The organism is Sorangium sp. So ce385 (genome assembly GCF_051474135.1).
Taxonomy (GTDB): domain Bacteria; phylum Myxococcota_A; class Polyangia; order Polyangiales; family Polyangiaceae; genus Sorangium; species Sorangium cellulosum_D.
This window is the reverse complement of record NZ_CP150337.1, coordinates 4,979,631-4,995,852: the sequence shown is the minus strand read 5'-3', so window position 1 is coordinate 4,995,852 and position 16,222 is coordinate 4,979,631. Positions and strand designations below refer to the sequence as shown.

10 protein-coding genes are annotated in these 16,222 nt (G+C 73.0%); 6 read left to right on the top strand and 4 right to left on the bottom strand.

The window, feature by feature from the left end; genetic code table 11:
• Positions 1-288 precede the first annotated feature (288 nt).
• Positions 289-1,026, top strand: a complete 738-nt coding sequence (locus tag WME83_RS18315; RefSeq protein ID WP_437320563.1) for a hypothetical protein — start codon at positions 289-291, stop codon at positions 1,024-1,026.
• Entirely contained in the window at positions 1,020-2,432 is a 1,413-nt protein-coding gene (locus WME83_RS18310) for a hypothetical protein (protein ID WP_437320562.1), read from the top strand. The genes WME83_RS18315 and WME83_RS18310 overlap by 7 nt, the downstream gene beginning before the upstream one ends.
• Before the next feature lie 59 nt (positions 2,433-2,491).
• Here WME83_RS18310 and aroA read toward each other — a convergent pair whose 3' ends face one another.
• A complete protein-coding gene (gene aroA, locus WME83_RS18305; RefSeq protein ID WP_437320561.1) occupies positions 2,492-3,793 on the bottom strand; it encodes a 3-phosphoshikimate 1-carboxyvinyltransferase in 1,302 nt (433 codons plus the stop codon).
• A gap of 209 nt (positions 3,794-4,002) precedes the next feature.
• On the opposite strand from aroA, the gene WME83_RS18300 reads away from it, so the two are divergent.
• Together WME83_RS18300 and WME83_RS18295 are read left to right on the top strand one after the other, a co-directional pair.
• Positions 4,003-5,871 (top strand): PEGA domain-containing protein, encoded by a 1,869-nt coding sequence (locus tag WME83_RS18300; protein WP_437320560.1) that lies wholly within the window; start codon positions 4,003-4,005, stop codon positions 5,869-5,871.
• Positions 5,872-5,918: 47 nt separating this feature from the next.
• Positions 5,919-9,083 carry a kelch repeat-containing protein gene (locus WME83_RS18295; RefSeq protein WP_437320559.1) on the top strand — a complete coding sequence of 1,055 codons (3,165 nt, stop codon included), beginning with the start codon at positions 5,919-5,921 and terminating at the stop codon, positions 9,081-9,083.
• Between the two features lie 247 nt (positions 9,084-9,330).
• Here WME83_RS18295 and WME83_RS18290 read toward each other — a convergent pair whose 3' ends face one another.
• The 3 genes from WME83_RS18290 to WME83_RS18280 form a co-directional block, all read right to left on the bottom strand.
• Positions 9,331-10,245, bottom strand: a complete 915-nt coding sequence (locus WME83_RS18290; protein WP_437322010.1) for an isoaspartyl peptidase/L-asparaginase — start codon at positions 10,243-10,245, stop codon at positions 9,331-9,333.
• A gap of 56 nt (positions 10,246-10,301) precedes the next feature.
• The gene (locus WME83_RS18285; protein ID WP_437320558.1) at positions 10,302-10,865 is read right to left on the bottom strand and encodes a hypothetical protein; all 564 of its coding nucleotides are present in this window, start codon (positions 10,863-10,865) and stop codon (positions 10,302-10,304) included.
• Positions 10,866-11,798: 933 nt separating this feature from the next.
• Positions 11,799-12,299 carry a hypothetical protein gene (locus tag WME83_RS18280; RefSeq protein WP_437320557.1) on the bottom strand — a complete coding sequence of 167 codons (501 nt, stop codon included), beginning with the start codon at positions 12,297-12,299 and terminating at the stop codon, positions 11,799-11,801.
• Between the two features lie 570 nt (positions 12,300-12,869).
• Between WME83_RS18280 and WME83_RS18275 the strand changes: the two genes are divergently transcribed.
• Together WME83_RS18275 and WME83_RS18270 are read left to right on the top strand one after the other, a co-directional pair.
• Positions 12,870-14,690 (top strand): hypothetical protein, encoded by a 1,821-nt coding sequence (locus WME83_RS18275; protein WP_437320556.1) that lies wholly within the window; start codon positions 12,870-12,872, stop codon positions 14,688-14,690.
• 70 nt (positions 14,691-14,760) lie between these two features.
• Positions 14,761-16,140 carry a pyridoxal phosphate-dependent aminotransferase gene (locus WME83_RS18270; protein ID WP_437320555.1) on the top strand — a complete coding sequence of 460 codons (1,380 nt, stop codon included), beginning with the start codon at positions 14,761-14,763 and terminating at the stop codon, positions 16,138-16,140.
• The last annotated feature ends 82 nt before the right edge of the window (positions 16,141-16,222 follow it).

The following is a 16,222-nucleotide window of genomic DNA, read 5'->3' as shown; positions in this document are numbered from 1 at the left end:
GCACGCGCACGAATGACGAGCACGGAAGACGGGAGACGGATGACGGGAGACGGGAGACGAGAGACGAGAGACGGGAGACGGGGACGGCGGACGGAATGATCGGTCATCCACCCGTCAACCATCCGCCATCCATTCGTCGATCGTCCTCCCACACTCCGCTCATTCCGCGGCCACGCTCGAGCCGCTCATCGAAAGCACCGCTGGGCTCGATCCATTGAAAGCCCCGCCGGAATCCTGCGCACCGCTTCATTCGATTCCTCTTTCGACTAGGGTGCCGCGCCGCTCGGGATGACCATCACGACGCCTCTGTCCTCCGCACGCTTCTCCGCTCCGCTGGGCGCGCTCGCGCTCGCGGCGCTGTCGCTATGGCCGGCGGCGGCCCGCGCACAGCCCGTGGCGCCCATGCACGGCGCGCACGCCGTCCCCGCCCCCGGCGGCACGAGCGGCCCGCCGCCGGCCGAGGCGGCGCCGGCCGTCCTGTCCGCGCCGAAGCTCCCGGCCACCAGCGGCCCGCGCGCGCTCGCAGGCGTGGCCTGGGTCCGCGCCGCGGTGCTCGGGGTTCGCCTCGATATCGGCTGGCAGCTGCCGTTGACGGACGTCATCGCGCTGCGCGGGTACCTCGCGTCGATGTACTCCTACGACTCGGTATCCCTGGCGGACCTCGGCGGACTGGCGCCCGTCGGCGGGCTGCTGCCAGAAGGAGAGCTGGAGATCCACGAGCTCGCGCTCCTCGCGACCGCCGAGATCGACGCCGCAATCTTCTCCACCGAGCAGGGCCGCCTCGCGGCCGGCGGCGGGCTCGGGATGGGGCCCTCGTTCGCATGGGTGAAGATGCCCGACATGCCGTTTCGGCCCGGCGAGTGGACGCACGCGAGCGCGGTGATCGGGCGGCTGTCGGGACACCTCGAATATCGCTTCGCCTCGGGCTGGGTGCTCCGCGGCCAGCCGTTCGGGGTCCTCTTCTCCGGACAGGAAAACTCGGACACGGCCTACGAGATGGCCATCATGGGAGGGTACCAATGGTGAGGCGAGGCGCGGATGGCTTCGCGCTCGGGTGGGTCGGCGCGCTGCTCTGCGCGGGCCTCGCGGCGGTGGCCTGGGGGCCCCTCGGGTGCAGCTCGGGGTGGGAGCCGGCCCCGGACTGCGGGCTCCAGGGAGACACCTGCAGCGAGCACGGCGACTGCTGCTCGTTCGGTTGCATCGCGGGCAGCTGCGCGTGCGCGCCCGTCGGCATGGCCTGCCACACGGACGCCGCCTGCTGCTCGGGCGCGCGCTGCGAGTCCGGCTCTTGCCGGCCGGGGTGTCGCGCGGCGGGCGCCGACTGCGCCCGCGACGGCGACTGCTGCGACGGGCTCGCGTGCGAGGGGGGCCGCTGCGGCGAGCCGCGCTGCAACCGCGACGACGAGCCGTGCAGCGACGACGGCGCCTGCTGCGAGGGCCTGACCTGCCTGCCGTCGAGCGACGGGAGCTCGTCGTTCGGCACCTGCAGCTCGAGCTGCGCGGCGCGGGGAGAGAGCTGCGCCGACGGGGTGGCCTGCTGCAACGGCCTCGTCTGCAACTCCGCCACGTGCGTCCAGGCCTGCCGCGAGCGGGAGCAAGGGTGCTCCGACGAGGCGCCCTGCTGCGCCGGGCTCGAGTGCGCGGAGGGCAGCTGCCGCGCCTGCGCCGACGTCGGCTTTTCCTGCAGCGCGGCCGGCGACTGCTGCGGCGCGCTCGACTGCGTCGACGAGCGCTGCGCCTGCAAGGCGCCCGGGGAGAGCTGCGAGCGCCCCGACGACTGCTGCTCCGGCGGCTGCTTCGACGGCACCTGCGGCTGCCGCCAGACGGGCGGCGCCTGCCAGCGCGCCGAGGACTGCTGCGACGGCTGGGCCTGCCGGAACGGGACGTGCGAGCCGGATGCGTGCTTCCGCTCAGGGCACGTGTGCGCGGTGGCCAGCGATTGCTGCGGCGGCGTCTGCGCGGACGAGGCGTGTTGCGCCGCCGAGGGCAAGGACTGCTCGGACAACGACGACTGCTGCTCGGGGCTCGTGTGCCACCGGGAGACCGGCTGCGGCGCTTGCGGGGCCATCGGGACGAGCTGCGTGCGCGGCGACGAGTGCTGCGAAGGGAGCTGTTACCTCGGCCAGTGCTGCGGCGGCGCGCAGACGGCCTGCGACGCCGCGCGCCCGTGCTGCTATGGCCTCGAGTGCGGGGCCGGCGGGCGCTGCTGCTCGCGCAGCGGCGCGTGCGACGAGGGGGCGGACTGCTGCGACGGCTTCGAGTGCAAGGGCGGCTCCTGCGTGGTCGCGCCGGGCGGGCCCTGCGACGGCAGCTTCGACTGCCCCGCTCCGATGAGCTGCATCTCCGGGCGCTGCTGCCAGGACCGCCTGACGGCGTGCACGCTCGACACCCAGTGCTGCAGCGGCCGGTGCCACCTGAACGAGTGCCAGTAGGACGAGGAGGTCGAACACCGCGGCGGCAGGACGAGCCGCCGGATCGCCGCCGCCCGCGGTCACCCCCGCGGCGCGGCACCGCCGATCGCGGCGCGGCACCGCTCGACGTCCTCCCAGAACGTTGGGTAGGTCTTCGCGACGCAGGCCGGGTTCTCGATCGTGATCCCGGGCCGGCACAGCCCCAGGATCGCGAAGCTCATCGCCATGCGGTGGTCGCTGTAGCTGTGCACCAGGGCGGGGGTCAGCGGGCGCGGCTCGATGCGGAGCCAGTCGTCGCCGTGGCTCACCTCCTGCCCCAGGCGCCGGAGCTCCGCGACCGTCGCGGCGAGGCGGTCCGTCTCCTTGATCCGGATGTTCGCCACGTTCCGGATCGTCGTCGGCCCCTCGAAGAGCGGCGCGATCGCCGCCAGCGTCATCACGGTGTCCGAGATGTGGTGCATGTCGACGTCGATGCCGCGCAGGCGCCCGTCGCTGCGCACCGTGGTGGCGTCCACCTGCTTGCTCACGCGCGCGCCGGCCTGCTCCAGGAGCTCGACGAACCGGTAATCCCCTTGCAGCGCCCCCTCGCCGAGGCTGGGCACGGTGATGGCGCCGCCCGCGGCCGCGGCGAGCGCGAACGGGTAGCTCGCGGACGACGCATCGGGCTCGATCGGGTACCTCCGCGGGCGGTATCCGCTCGCGGGATGGATGGTGAAAGCGCCCGCGGCCTCGTCGATGAGGCCGCCGAAATCCGCGACCATGCGGCGCGTGATCTCGACGTAGGGGCGGCTCACCAGCTCGCCGGCGACGCGCAGATCGATGGCGGACTCGGCGAAGGGCCCGGCCATCATCACCGCCGAGAAGTACTGGCTGGAGCGGTCCCCGCGCATCGTCAGGGTGCCGCCCTTCAGCCGGCCGCCCCGGATCCGGAGCGGCGGGCACCCGGTCGCGCACTCCACGTCCGCGCCGAGCTGCCTCAGGCCGTCGACCAGATCGGCGATCGGCCGCTTGGCCATGTGCTCGTCGCCGACCAGCACCACCTCGCCGGGCACGAGGCACGCGAGCGCCGCCAGGAAGCGCACCGTGGTCCCGCTGTTCCCGACGAACAGCTCGCGCTCCGGCGCGCGCAGCCGGTGCCGCCCCCCCTGCACGACCAGCGTCTGCGGCCCGGCGTCCTGGATCCCGATCCCCATCGCTTCCAGGGCGGACCGCATGTGGCGCGTGTCGTCGCTGTGGAGCACCCCTTCGAGCGTGCTCTCGCCGTCGGCCAGCGCCGCCAGCACGAGCGCGCGGTTCGTGATGCTCTTCGAGCCGGGGACACGCCAGATCAGCTCCGGCGGCGAGGAGAGCGGTAGGATGGGCAAGGGACCGGCAGGGATCATGGGGCCGGCAGACTAGATCTTCGCGGCAGCGCTGGCTACGTGCGGGAGCACGGCCGTCGCGTCCGCCGCCGCGCGCGGCGCGGATCGCCGACGCTCTGCAGCGCTGAACGCCGTTGCTCGGGCGCGCATCGCAGCAGGAAGATCCCGGTCGCCACGACCACCCCGCGCCGTTCGCTCGACGGGGCCACACGAACCGAACGCTCGCCGCGATGCCGCTCTTCCTTCTTCGCCAGGCCCAGCCCGAACGCCACCTCCGCGCCCGTTGCCGCTGTCTCGTCGCGGGGCTCCTGCTCGCCGCGGCGAACGCGGCCATCGCCGCGCCAGCGGAGCCGGCGCTGCCCGCCGCAGAGCCGGCGCTGCCCGCCGCAGAGCCGGCGCTGCCCGCCGCAGAGCCGGCGCTGCCCGCCGCAGAGCCGGCGCCGCCCGCCGCGCCATCGGCGCGGGAGATGGCGGTCGACCGCTTCGTGAAGGCCCGGGCGTTTTACGAGCGGCGCGAGTGGTCGCGGGCGCTCGCCGAGTACCTCGCCGCACGGCAGCTCTACGCCAGCTGGGCCGCGACCTCCGGCGCCGCGGTGTGCCTGAAGCAGCTCGGGCGCCACGACGAAGCGCTGGAGATGTTCGAGGAGCTGCTGCGCAACTTCGGCCACCGGCTGCCGGCCGCGGCGAAGGAGGCGGCGCAGCTCCAGCTCGACGAGCTGCGCCAGCTGGTCGGCATCCTCGAGGTCGACGGGGCCGAGCCGGGCGCGCTCATCGCGATCGACGGGCGACATCGCGGCGAGGCGCCGCTCCCCGGGCCGCTCCGGCTCACCTCCGGCAGCCACTGGGTGCGCGTGTTCAAGGAGGGGTTCGAGCCGTTCGAGCAGCGCATCGAGGTCGCGGGCGACCGGCTGGTGCGCGTGAGGGCGCGGCTCCGGCCGCTCGCGCGCCTGGGGCGCCTGCGCGTGATGGAGCGGGAGGGCCGGCCGCTCGAGGTCGTGGTGGACGGCAGCGTCGTGGCCACGGCGCCCTGGGAGGGGCTGCTCGCGCCCGGCGAGCACACGGTGGCGCTGCGCGGCGCGGGCCGCCTCGGCTCGCCGCCGGTGCAGGTCGACGTCGAGGTCGACGACACCGTGCGGCTGACGCTCTCGGCCGAGGAGCTCGCCGCGTCGCTGCGCGTCGAGCCGGTGCCGGTGAACGCCACCGTGGCGATCGACGGCGTGACCGTGGGCCGCGGCGTCTGGGAGGGGCGGCTGCGCGCGGGCGCGCACCGGGTGGAGGTCGCCGCGCCCGGGTTCCTGCCGGAGTCGCGCCGCGTGGTCCTCGCGCGCGACCAGACCGAGGTCGAGAGCGTGACGCTGGAGCGCGACCCGAGCTCGCCCTTCTGGCGCCGGCCCGCGCGCCCGACGCGGTTCGTCGTCGAGGTCGTGACGGGCGCCGTGCTCACGCCCAGCTTCGGCGGCGAGGTCGCGGGCACGTGCGTCGGCGGCTGCGAGGCGGCGCTGGGGATCGGCGGCTCCGCCGTGATCCACGCGGGTTACGAGGTCGGCGTCGGGTTCGGGTTCGGCGTCAGCGCCGGCTACCTCGCGCTCTCGCAACACCTCCACGGCCGCGCCACGGAGGTGATCCCGATCGGCCTGCGGCCCAATCCGGGCGCGGTCGACGATCGGCTGGCGCTGCGCAGCGCGCTCATCGGCGGCTGGATCAGCTTCGCGCTGCCGCTGAGCGAGCGCCTCCCGCTGCACTTCCGCCTCGGCGTCGGGACCATGACCGGCGCGCTCGTCGACGAGCGCACGCACGGCGCGTTCCGGGCGAGCGGCGGGAAGATGTACGAGCTCGGCCTCTTCGCCCAGAAGCACCCGGCGCTCTTCTTCCACGTGACCCCCGAGGTGCGGATCGGCGTGCCGATCGGCCGGCAGCTCCAGCTGACCGCGGGCATCGCCGTTCCGGTGCTCGTCGACGTGGAGCGGCCCGCGTGGGACGCGGGGCAGGCCGTGCCCGCGGGGGAGGACGGCCGCGGCGCGTTCCCGGTCGAGAGGCTCGCCGGCCCCGTGCTCATCGCGGTCGCGCCCGGGATCGGCGCCCGTTACGAATTCCACTGACAGGGGCGCTCGTGCGGGCCCTGCAGACAAGGACAGAGGGATTCGATATGCCCATTGCTGGTTCGACGCGCCGACCTGGCCAGTGGACGCTGGCGTTCTTCTGGCTCGTGACGCTGGCCCTGTTGCTCGGCTGCAGCGAGGTGGCCGATCCGATGGACGCGCGCTTCCTCAGGCGGCAGTTCCCCGAGCAGGCCGAAGCCATCCTTCGAGGCCCCTTTGCCTTCGCCCTGGCGGACGACGGGTTCGAGGCCCCGCGCGCGCTCGACGTGCCCGCCGGCCGCGCCGGTGAGGGCGGGCCGCGCTCCCGGTTCCCGCGGGGCGGCGACGGCGTCGTCCGTTTCCCCCTGCCGGACGGCTCCGAGGCGCTGGTGAGGGAGCTCGGCGCCGCGGGCGCCGGCGAGCTCGCGGAAGGCGCGGTGACCTATTCGCGGGCGGGCGGAGCGTCGTTCTGGACCGCCCTCGAAGACGGCTACGAGGAGTGGCTGCTGCTCGAGCCGCGCGCGGTGCGGCGCGATGCGCCCGTGGCCTCCTGGCAGGTCGACGGGGCCGCGCTGCGCCAGGACGGCGAGGCCGTGGCGCTGGCGGACGCGCGCGGCGCGACGCAGATCCGCGTGACGGCGCCCGAGGCCTACGCGGCGGGGGGGAGGCCCGTCGGCGCGCGGCTCATCGCGCGGGGGGAGCGGATCGAGCTGTGGGTGGAGGCCGAGGGAGAGACCGTCTTGGTAGATCCGCGGTGGAGGCTCGGCAGGAAGATGAGCGCCCCCCACTACAGGCACACGGCCACGCTGTTGCCGGACGGGCGGGTCCTCGTCGCCGGCGGCGGCTATCGCCTCGCGGACGCGAGCGACAGCGCCGAGATCTTCGACCCGGCCTCCGGCCAATGGTCGGTCCACGGCTCGACGAACACCGCCCGCGCCAATCACACGGCCACGCTGTTGCCGGACGGGCGGGTCCTCGTCGCCGGCGGCGAGGGTCCTGACGGCGCGCTCGACAGCACCGAGGTGTTCGACCCGAAAGCCGGCCAAGGGGGCCGATGGTCCACCGGAAAGCCCATGCGCGCTGCCCGCGCCGACCACACGGCCACGCTGCTGCCGGACGGGGGGGTCCTCGTCGCCGGTGGCGAGGGTCCTGACGGCGCGCTCGACAGCGCCGAGATCTACGACCCGGCCGCGGACGCGTGGTTCGCGCTGGCTCCCATGCTCACCGCCCGCACGGCCCACACGGCGACGCTGCTGCCGAACGGGCAGGTCCTCGTCGCCGGCGGCGAGGGTCCTGACGGCGCGCTCGACAGTGCCGAGATCTACGACCCGGCCGCGGACGCGTGGATCCCGCGGTCTCCCATGCTCACCGCCCGCACGGCCCACACGGCGACGCTGCTGCCGAACGGGCAGGTCCTCGTCGCCGGCGGCGAGGGTCCTGACGGCGCGCTCAACGCCGCCGAGCTGTTCAACGCCACGTCGGACACATGGCGCGCCGCCGGGAGCATGGCCGCCGCCCGGCGCGACCATGCCGCGACGCCGCTGCTGGACGGGCGGGTGCTCGTGATCGGCGGCGGCGGCCTCGGAGGCTCGATCGACGGGGCCGAGGTGTTCGATCCGGAGGCGCGCGAGTGGCGATCGCTCCAGTCCATGCAGCGGTCCCGGGCCGAGCACACCGCGACGCTGCTGCCGGATGGGCAGGTGCTCGTCGCCGGCGGCTCGGAGCTCGATGCCGACGGCTCCTTGCGCGCAGCGATCGACGACGCCGAGCTGCTCGACCCGGACGCCGGCATGTGGCCGTCCCTCGACCGCTTGCGCACGGCCCGGTACTCGCATACGGCGACGCTGCTGCCGGACGGGCGGGTCCTCGTCGCCGGCGGAGACGCCGGCGATGGCGGCGCGAACCCTGGACCGATCGTCGACAGCGCCGAGGCGTTCGACCCGGACTCCGGCACATGGAACGTCGTCGGCCGCATGGAGCAAGCCCGGGCCTCGCACACGGCGACGCTGCTGCTGGACGGGCGGGTCCTCGCCGCCGGCGGTAGATCCTCGGGCGAGATACGATCGCTGAGCAACGCCGAGCTGTTCGAGCCGGACTCCAGCACATGGCGCATCGTCAGCGCCATGCACACCGCCCGGGACCAGCACACGGCGACGCTGCTGGACGATGGCAAGGTGCTCGTCGCCGGCGGCCGCGAGGAGGGAGAGATCCTGGACAGCGCCGAGCTGTTCGACCCACGTTCAGAGACGTGGGCGCTCGTCGCGCCCATGCGCGAGCCGCGACACGCGCACACGGCGACGCTGCTGCCGAACGGGCAGGTGCTCGTCGCCGGCGGGTCTGGCCCTGATGGAGTGCTCGACGGCGCCGAGGTGTTCGACCCGGCGACCGGCGGGTGGCTGCCCCTCGAGCCCATGATCGCTGCGCGTGCGCGGCACACGGCGACGCTGCTGAAGAACGGCCGGGTCCTCGTCGCCGGCGGGCTCGACGCGGCGCGCGCGCTCGACAGCGCCGAGGTGTTCATCCCGGACTCCGGCAGGTGGATGCCGCTCGGATCCATGCACACCGGCCGCATCGCGCACACCGCCACGCTGCTGTCGGACGGGCGGGCGCTCGTCGTGGGCGGAGCCGACATGCAGGGCTTTGCGCTGCAGCCCGTCGAGGTGTTCGACCCGTCCTCCGGGACGTGGCTCCGTCTCGAGCCGCTGCCCATAGGGCGGTACTGGCACACCGCCACGCGGCTGAACGATGGCCGGGTCCTCGTGGCCGGCGGCCTCGATGAAGGCGCGCTCGACAGCGTCTCCGCCTTCCGCCCGATGCCGGACGGCAGCCCCTGCGCGGCGGACGTCGAGTGCCACAGCGGCTACTGCACCGACGGCGTCTGCTGCGAGCGGGTCTGCGACGTCTATCTCTGCGAAGCGTGCTCGGCGCTCCGGGGCGCCTCCGCCGACGGCGTCTGCACGTCGCTGCACCCCGACTACCTGCCCTTCGCCTGCTCGCCGCAGACCGGGGAGCAAACGAAGCCCTGCAGGTCGGTCCGCGATTGTGCCGACGGCTTCGTCTGCGATGCCGGCGGAGAATGCGTCCCGCCGCCGCAGAGCACCGCCTACCTGGACAAGGGCGGCTGCCATCTCGCCGTCGCGACGCCCGCGGAGCCGACGGGCCGCGTGCCCGCGGAGCTCGGCCTGCTGACGCTCGCCGCCGCCTCGGCGGTCCTGCGCCGGCGCGGCAGGTGACGGCCTCGGCGGCGCTCCGCCGGAGGCTGGTCTCTCGTCTGCCGTCTCCCGTTTTCCGTCTCTCGTGCTCGTCTCTCGTGCGCGTGGACTCCGGGGAATCGCGCACGCGCACGCGCACGGAAGACGAGAGACGAAGGACGGAAGACGAGAGACGAAGGACGGAAGACGAGAGACGAAGGACGGCGTATCAGTCCCAGCTGAACACCGCTCTCGTCGAGAGCGAGCAGAGAAGCCTTATCAAGACTCCTCACACACCGCTCTCCTCCCCCCAGTCCCCCGCCGCCGCCCACGACATCGTCGCCGTCGAGCGCGCCAGCCCGAACCGCCCGTTCCGGTCGACGGCGATGACGCCCCCGGTCACGTCGAGCCGCGCTGCCAGGTGCGCGATGCTCTCCCTCGCCGCGTCGGCGGCGCTGCTGCCAGCGCGCATCCGCTCCACGGCGGAGTGCGCCGTCGCCAGCCGGATCATCCCCTCGCCGTAGCCGGTCGTCGACACGGCGCCGGCCTCGTCGTCGGCGTACGTCCCGGCCCCGATGAGCGGCGAGTCTCCGACCCGCCCGACCCGCTTGTTCGCCGTGCCGCCGGTGCTCGTCGCCGCGGCGGTGAGCCCGCTCGCGTCCCGCGCGACCGCGCCGACCGTGCTCCCCGCCCAGGAGGTCGCGCGGCCCGCGCCCTGCTGGGCCGCGGCGAGCGCCTCCCGCGCGGCCTCGGTGATGAGCGCCGCCTCGCCCACGGGCGAGAACCCCTTCATCCGCGCGAACTTCGCGGCGCCGTGCGCGGCGTAGAGCACGTGCCGGCCGTCCTCCAGCGCCGCGCGCGCGATCGCGATCGGCTCGGCGAAATCCGACAGCGCGCAGACCGCGCCGGCGCGCAGCCCGCGGCCCTCCATGATCGACGCGTCGAGCTCGACGTGGCCCTCCTCGTTGAGGACCGCCCCCGTACCCGCGTTGAAGAGCGGATCGTCCTCGAGGACGCGCACCGCGCGCTCGACCGCGTCGAGCGCGCTCCCGCCCTCGGCCAGCACGCGCGCCCCCGCGCGCGCGGCGAGGAGACACCCCGCCGCGTGCAACGGTCGCCGCTCGGGGGCGACGTTGCCCGCGCCGCCGTGGACCACGATGCAGCGCTGCCCCCCGCGCCCGCCCAGATGATGGATGACGTGCATCACGCTCGCGGCACCCTACCGCGGCGCGCGCCCCGAGGTCCACGCCCACCCCCCGCTCACTCGAGCGGGGGCCCGCTCCTCTTGGCGGAAAGCTCGTAGTCCATCCCGCACGGCAGCGCCGCGAACACCGGCGCGACGCTGAGCTCGCCGGCCACGAGGTCCTCGCAGCGCGATCCCGCCGTGGGCGCGAACGTATAGGACAGCCTCGCCTCGAACCGCGCGACGTCGTCGCCCGCGTCGCCGAGCTCCCCGTGCGCCCGGTCGCGCCGCTCGACGGCGCACGGCGGCCCCGGCGGCCCGTCGCCGGCGCGCATGTCCACGACCACGCGCCCCTCGATCGAGAAGCTCACATGGTCCTCGCCGAGGACGCCCTCGATGACGCTGGCGCCGTTGTCCCAGAACAGCGCGCCGTCGCCGCGCGCGAGGTCGACATCGAACTCCCACAGGCGCGTCGCCCCGAGCGCCCCTTCCCCGCACGTGTTCCCCGTCTGCGTCCCGACCACGTGGAACGTGCCGAGCGCGGTCCCCGGACCCGACGCGGCCTGCTCCCCGAAGGCCTCGACGCACGCCGGGAGCCCAGGCATCACCGACAAGAGCGACGCGAGCAGCAACATCCGCATCGCCGCCGCGTACCAGACGGGCGCGGCGCAGGCAAAAAAGGCGCTCGCAATCAAGCTCGCGGGTCATGGAAAGAAAAAACGGGTCGGGTGCTTCGCTTGCACCCGACCCGTCCCGTGGGCCTCTACCGGAGGCCGTCTGGACCCCGCTTGATCCCGCCTGTGCGGCGCCTCCCCTGCCCCATCGCGACGAGCGATCGACCCCGGAGCACCGGTGAGAATCGTTCCCGGAAGACCTGAGTCTTCCTCGATTCCCTCTCTGCCGGCCTCGCGGAGGTCGCGATGGCGTTCAACAGGTTGTTAGGCGCCGGACCTGGCCGAGCGCGGAGGCGTCTCGCAAGGCCCCGATGACCCTGCGTCACGCTCCACGAGGGTCAGCTGTTCCCAGCCTCCGGTATAGAAGAGCCACTGGTACTGTGCATGGTGTCCATCCCTCCTCCGGCGTGCCGGCACCCCGCGCCGGATCGAAGGAGATCGTCCGGCATGGCAAGGGTGTTCGATTGCGGATCAGCGGAGAGCCCGCCGATCTGGTGTCGACCTCGGCACCGTGGTGCTCCACGGCAGGACCATCCTGGAGCTGATGCTCCGTCCGAGACCGAGGACCAGCCTATCACCGCTGTTCAGGCGAGCAAGGGGCTCACGCACCGAAACCTCGAAAGCAACTCGCTTCCATGTATTCCTGCGCATTCCCGCGCATTCCCGCGCATTCCCGCGCATTCCCGCGCATTCCCGCCTTCCGGCGCGCAGGGCCGCGCTCGAAGCGGCCCGACGGGACGAGGCGCGCTCGGCGGCATGCGCGGCGCGCCCGGGGACGGGAGCACCTCCGACGGAGCGTGTCCGCGGAGCGGAACAACGGCGAGCACGGCCGCGGCGGACCTGGGCGCGGCGAGCTCCGCCGGCGCGGCGCCGGCGCTCGGCGGCCCTTGCGCGCGCCGGCTAGACGTGCACGAACCAGCTCGGCTCCTCGGCCTCGGGCAGCGCCGTGGCGAGGACCGCGAGCATCGCGTCGATCTCTTCCTTCGTGTGCACGCCGCTGCGCAGGATGGCCGCCGGCCCCTCGCCCGCCGGCACCACGACCGACTCGACGGCGAGCGCCGTCTCGACGCCGTAGCCGTAGGACGCCAGCGTCACGACCGCGGTGGCTTCCCGGTCGTCGAGCAGCCTGCGGATCGTCATCGTGCGCCGCACGCGCTCGCTGTCCTCGGCCCACGACGCGAGCCACGCGCGCGTGGCCTCGTCGAGGCCGACGAGCACGAGCTGCGCGGGGGGCATCGCGTCCGGATCGGCCGCGGCCACGGCGGCGCGGTGGAAGCCCCGCACCTCCCGGCACCAGAGCGGCGGAGCGCCGTCGACCCGGACCAGGAAGCCGTACGGGCCACGAGCCCCCTCTCGGTCGGAGCCCCCCGAAGAAGCGGAAGAGAAACTGTCGTTCGACACGAAGGGAGACGATACACGAGCTCCGCTCGGCGGAGGAAGCCCGCTCAATTGCGCAGCACGTCGAACCGACAAGGCTCCGCCCAGGTCACACGCGGCCCTTGGGTGCGCTCGGCACTTCCGTTCTCTCCCGTTGCCTTCCGTCACCTTCTGCCTTCTTCCGCCGCCTTCCGTCGCTTCCGTTCGCTTCCGTTCGCTTCCGTTCGCTTCCGTTCGCCTCCGTTCGCTTCCGTTCGCTCCCGTTCGCTTCCGTTCGCCTCCCAAGCTTCTCGCGCTTCCCATGCTTCCCGTCGGTTTCCTGCGCTTTCCGCCGCGTCCACGGTCCCCACAACGAGAACGCCACACTCCTTGGATTTCGGCTAAGGTGGCGCCCGCCTCCCCCGTGGAGCCCGTCCGGGACGGGGTGCGTTCTGCACCTACGGCGTCGCCCCGGCCGACGGGCTCCGGCCCGCTGCGGCGGGTCGGGGCGGCGGCAGCAGCGCTCGCCGCCGGGCGCGCTGCCGCGGCAGGCCGGCGCAGAGGCCCGCCGGCGCGCCCCCACGTCACCTCGCTCCCGATCCCGAACCGCAGGCCATGAAGCTCACGTCACAAGAAATCATCGAGATCGTCGCCGCGTTCTGCGCCTACTTCGGCGCCGCGTACGCGCTCAACTCCTTCGCCCCGCCGCGCCTTCGCTTGCTCGCGCGGTACGGCACCGTCGCCGCGGGCGTCGCGCTGTTCTTCTATGGCCTGCAGCGGTACGTCGACGAGCACGCCCGCGCGGTGGACCTCGCGAAGGTGCTCATCGCGATGGGCGCCGCGTTCTGCGTCTTCTACGAGACGCAGCGCGAGGGGATGCGCCGGCCGGTCGCGGAGCGCTGGAAGCGGTTCGTCGGCGTGGCGCTCGGGGTCGCCGCCATCATCGCCTACTTCAACGGCTTCCGCTTCGGCTATCCCAAGTACTACCACCGCTGGGATCAGTTCCATTACTACATGGGGGCCAAGTACTTCCCCGAGATGGGGTACGACGGCCTCTACAAGTGCGCGCTGATCGCGCAGGACGAGCTCGGGCTCGTCACCTACACGAACGAGGACACCGGGCGGAGCGTCAAGCTCGACATGTCCAAGGAGGTCCGCCACCCGGACAAGAAGATCCGGAACCTCGGCGGCGACAACCTCCTCATGCCGGCGAGCGAGGTGCTCGAGAAACCCGAGATCTGCAAGGCGCACTTCTCCCCGGAGCGCTGGGAGGCGTTCAAGGCCGACGTGCAGTTCTTCCGGACGGCCTCCGACAAGGGCTACTGGGAGGACATGCAGAAGGACCACGGCTACAACCCGCCGCCGGTCTGGACGATCATGGGCAAATTCTGGGCGGACCTGCAGCCGGCCAGCACCCGCTACCTCCAGTTCCTCGCCAGCTTCGATATTTTCTACCTGCTCGGCATGTTCGCCGCCCTCTACTGGGCCTTCGGGTGGCGGGTCTTCGCCGTCGCGGCGATCTTCTGGGGCTGCCAGTCGTCGGCGCCGTTCTACTGGACCGGCGGCGCGTTCCTCCGGCAGGACTGGCTCTTCTACCTCGTCCTCTCGGCCTGCCTCATCCGCAAGCGCTACTACAAGCTCGCGGGCGCGAGCATGGTCTACGCCGGCCTCCTGCGCATCTTCCCGGGCCTGCCCGTGATCGGCTGGCTGACCGTCGCCGGGATTTACCTCGTCCGCCACAAGCGGATGGCCCGGTCGCACGTGCAGGTCCTGATCGGCGGCGTCCTCGCCGCGGCCGTGCTCATCCCGGTGAGCCTCAAGGTCTCCGGCAAGGACTCGTACAAGCAGTTCTACGAGCACACCCTCAAGGTGCACGACCAGACGCCGCTGACGAACCACATGGGCCTCCGCGTGCTCGTCGGCCACAAGCCCGGGACCGGCGTCGAGTCCGGTCGGATGAAGTACACGAAGGACACGAAGCTCGTCGATCCGTTCGAGGTCTGGAAGCGGATGCGCAACGAGCGCTACGCGCGATACCGGTGGGTCGCCTACGGGATCATCGCCGCCAGCTTCGCGGGCTTCGTCTACGTGTGCCGGCGGATCCGCTCGCTGTGGGTGGCCCAGTGCCTGGCGCAGATCTTCGTCATTCTGCTCTCGCAGCTCACCTGTTATTACTATTCGTTCATGATCCTGAGCGCGCCGCTCACCCGGCTGAAACGGCAGATCGAGGTGCCCCTGTTCGGCCTGGCCGCCCTCAGCCAGTTCATCTGGATCACGTTCTACTATAACGACGACAAGTACACGGCGCTCACCGCGGTCTCACTCGCCTTCTGCTATTACCTGCTCTGCCTCTTCTCGGGTAAGCCGGCGCCGTGGGCGCGGCGCCACGAGCCGGCGGTCGCCGACGACGCGAAGCCGGCGGGCCAGCAGGCCTGAGGCGCCTCCCCCCGCGCTTTCCCCTCGACATCACCCCCCGACCACGCCCGGAGACGCCGGGAAGCAAACGATGACGGACGTAGAGCGAGAGCATCCTGAAGAGCCTGGCGACCTCCACGGAGACGAGGGCCGTCCGAGCGACCCCGGGGCTCCGGCCCCCGCGCCGCCCCGGCGCGTCGAGGAGCGGGCGGTCCACGCCTTCCGGAAGGTCCCGCGGACCGGCGTCATCTACGTGACGACCGAGGCCGCGCGCCTCGGGTTCAAGCCCGGCGCCGACGAGGGGGCCGACGGCTGGTGCAACCTCGGGCAAGGCCAGCCGGAGACCGGCCCGCTCCCGGGCGCGCCCGAGCGCTGCGCGGCGGTGCCGATCGCCGGCGACGACCAGGAGTACGCGCCGGTGGCGGGCCTGTGGGAGCTGCGCGAGGCGATCGCGTCGCTGTACAACCGCGCGTACCGGCGGGGCATGCCGTCGCGCTACACGGCCGAGAACGTCGCCGTGTCGGGCGGCGGCCGCATCGCCCTCACCCGCGCCGCGGCGGCGCTCGGGCAGATCAACCTCGGCCACTTCCTGCCCGACTACACCGCGTACGAGGAGCTGCTCGACGTCTTCCGGCTGTTCTCGCCGATCCCGATCCTGCTCGAGGGCGAGCGGGGCTACTCGTTCTCGGTCGGCGACCTCCGCCGCGAGATCCTCGGCCGCGGCCTGAGCGCCATCCTCGCGTCGAACCCCTGCAACCCGACCGGGAAGCACGTGCGCGGCGAGGAGCTCGCCGCCTGGGTGCGCACCGCGAAGGAGCTCGACTGCGCGCTCCTGCTCGACGAGTTCTACTCGCACTACGTCTACGGCATGGGCGACGTCGCCCCGATGGAGAGCGCCGCGCGGTACGTCGAGGAGGTCGACCGCGACCCGGTGGTGCTCTTCGACGGCCTGACGAAGAACTGGCGCTACCCCGGCTGGCGCGTCACCTGGACCCTGGGGCCGCGCGAGGTCATCGAGGCGGTGGCGAGCGCCGGCAGCTTCCTCGACGGCGGCGGCTCGAAGCCGATGCAGCGCGCCGCGGCAGAGCTGCTCACCATCGAGCACACCCGCGCCGAGACGACGGCCATCCACCGCGCGTTCTCGAGGAAGCGCGAGCTCATGCTGGCGGGGCTGCGCAAGATCGGCGTTACCATCGACGCGGCGCCCGAGGGCACGTTCTACGTCTGGGGCTCGGTCGCCGACCTTCCGCCGGGGCTGTCGGACGGCCACGGCTTCTTCCGGGCGGCGCTCGGGGAGCGGGTCATCGTCGTGCCGGGCGAGTTCTTCGACGTCAACCCGGGCAAGCGCCGGGCGGGGCGGCCGTCACGGTTCCGTCACCACGTCCGCTTTTCGTTCGGCCCGAGCGAGGACGTCCTCGTCCGGGCGCTCGGGCGGCTCGAGCGCATGGTAGGCGAGCGTCGCCGGGCCTGACACCGGCGGCGCAGCGGAGCGGTGAGGCGGGGCCGAGCGCCAGGTCTTGTCGCGCTGCACGTCTTCCGACATGGTGGGGGAG